The sequence below is a fragment of the Lapidilactobacillus gannanensis genome (genome assembly GCF_003946675.1).
Lineage (GTDB): Bacteria > Bacillota > Bacilli > Lactobacillales > Lactobacillaceae > Lapidilactobacillus > Lapidilactobacillus gannanensis.
This window is the reverse complement of sequence record NZ_RHOT01000072.1, coordinates 1-1,708: the sequence shown is the minus strand read 5'-3', so window position 1 is coordinate 1,708 and position 1,708 is coordinate 1. Positions and strand designations below refer to the sequence as shown.

The window sequence follows — 1,708 nt, the reverse complement described above, 5'->3', positions numbered from 1 at the left end:
GTGTGGTAACTATAAGAATAGGTCTTCATGGCCTTTTTGGTCTAGTCATTTAGGTGTTGCACTTCAATTTTAAATCCGGCGATCGATTAAAGTTAATAAAACTCCCACTTGATGATGAGGAACTGAAACCTTTAATGACTAAAGCCTTGAGACGCTACTTTAACGCCCTGAGAAGCAATGAGAAGCACATCAAGAATGTTGAGAACTACTTATACGGCACCATGCAAAACCTATTTGGCGTTTGGTGGAATAAACAAGCGGCTAGAGAATATGCGGCCCAACACCCCGAAGAAGAAAAATCGGCCGACAACGATAACAGCTGGTTGTACCACTAGTCTTAAAAGGCTACAAAATCCTTTCTAAGCGATTTTAAGACTTACTAACCTATTTTATACTCAAACTAGATTTAAATGGCTTAAACATAAGAATAGGGGCTTTTAAATGAGTGCCAGAGCTAACCAGGCTAACCAGCTCAAAAGTTCAGCCTTTAGATCAACTCCAAGCTCGAGTGATTTGAGGCCAAGGCTTTATCTATTGATAAGGTACTCAAAAGGTAGTATAATGGTATTAGTAAAAGAAAGGGGATGAGACAATCATGGCAGTTAAGGAAAAGAAACGGGTCCAAGTCAAGATTGATAAAGATTTGGCCGATGATACCGAAGCAATTTTAAGCGAATTGGGCTTAAATCCAACCACGGCCATTAACATGTTTTACAAGCGGATTGTTGCTAATGGTGCTTTACCTTTTAATGCGTCTTTAAGCGAAGAAGAAAGAGCTAATTTACGCTTTTTAAAGGCGACCGAAGGGACACCAGTCACCGAGTTCAAAGACGCTAAAGAGGTCGCTGATTGGCTCAACAATCCAGATGAGGACTAATGACTTAGTCAGCCTATACGTTAGTTTTGTAGAAACTAACGGTGGCAAGTCTCGGCCAGTTTTAATTCGTCGGGTATCAGAACAGAAGGTCGAGGCTTTTAAAATTACTAGTCAGTATGAAAAGAAGTCGGCTTATATCAAGCAACAATATTATCTGATTCAAGATTGGCAATCCGCTGGGTTGAAGAAACCTTCCTGGGTCGATCTTGGTAATATTTATCGCTTTCCAAAAGCCGGTTTAAACTTTAAAGAAATTGGTCATTTAAGTAAGCTAGATCAAAATAAAATTTCAGATTTTACGCTTGACCTAAAATCAAAAAGAAGAGGTAAGGGTCAAAAGATAATTCAACAGCGATCAAGTAAAAGGAAGCACAAAGAAAGTAAAGCAGAGCTTACATAAAGAATTCAAAAACAGTTAAAAGACTTTGCTAAACACAATCCAGAAATTAAGCCAAAAAACAATCCTGAAAATAAAAACGATCGGCCTAGTTATTAGGTTGATCGTTTTTTAATTTATCCGGTTTATGGGCGTTAACATAGTCAGCAAATGTTTTTAAAAGTTCTTCGGTTTGTTCGACCGAGAGGTTATTAGCTTGAAAGTACTTTTCTAATAAAGCCCCTTTTTGAATTAATCGGCGAGAACGGGCTTTGCGGGCTTGCCGATTTTCATAGTATTTAGATTGTCGTAATTTAAAATCTTCCGCGAATTTTATAATCAAGTTAGCCACCCATGTTGATTGATCAAAAAATGGTCAAAAAAAGACACCAAGACGAAAAATCAGGTATCATTGAAGTTCCAACACTAAACAATGAGAGAGGTTTTCGTCTTGA

Annotated in this window: 2 protein-coding genes and 2 pseudogenes; 3 read left to right on the top strand and 1 reads right to left on the bottom strand. The window is 37.9% G+C overall.

All coding sequences use genetic code 11. From position 1 onward, the window contains the following. Positions 1 to 53: 53 nt before the first annotated feature. The 3 genes and pseudogenes from EKM81_RS11005 to EKM81_RS10995 all read left to right on the top strand — a co-directional run bounded on the left by EKM81_RS11005 (position 54) and on the right by EKM81_RS10995 (position 1,373). A complete protein-coding gene (locus tag EKM81_RS11005) occupies positions 54 to 335 on the top strand; it encodes a replication protein (RefSeq protein ID WP_125651609.1) in 282 nt (93 codons plus the stop codon). Between the two features lie 260 nt (positions 336 to 595). Next, the gene (locus EKM81_RS11000) at positions 596 to 877 is read left to right on the top strand and encodes a type II toxin-antitoxin system RelB/DinJ family antitoxin (protein WP_125651607.1); all 282 of its coding nucleotides are present in this window, start codon (positions 596 to 598) and stop codon (positions 875 to 877) included. After that, positions 867 to 1,373: pseudogene (locus EKM81_RS10995) on the top strand (hypothetical protein). The gene EKM81_RS11000 and the pseudogene EKM81_RS10995 overlap by 11 nt, the downstream one beginning before the upstream one ends. On the opposite strand, the pseudogene EKM81_RS10990 reads toward EKM81_RS10995, so the two are convergent. Continuing rightward, positions 1,363 to 1,578, bottom strand: a pseudogene (locus EKM81_RS10990) (hypothetical protein); the annotation flags it as partial. The pseudogenes EKM81_RS10995 and EKM81_RS10990 sit on opposite strands and share 11 nt — an antisense overlap. Between the last annotated feature and the right edge of the window lie 130 nt (positions 1,579 to 1,708).

Bases quoted from the DNA above. Each gene is read 5' to 3' on its own strand.
- EKM81_RS11000 (WP_125651607.1), top strand. From the start codon at position 596: ATGGCAGTTAAGGAAAAGAAACGGGTCCAAGTCAAGATTGATAAAGAT.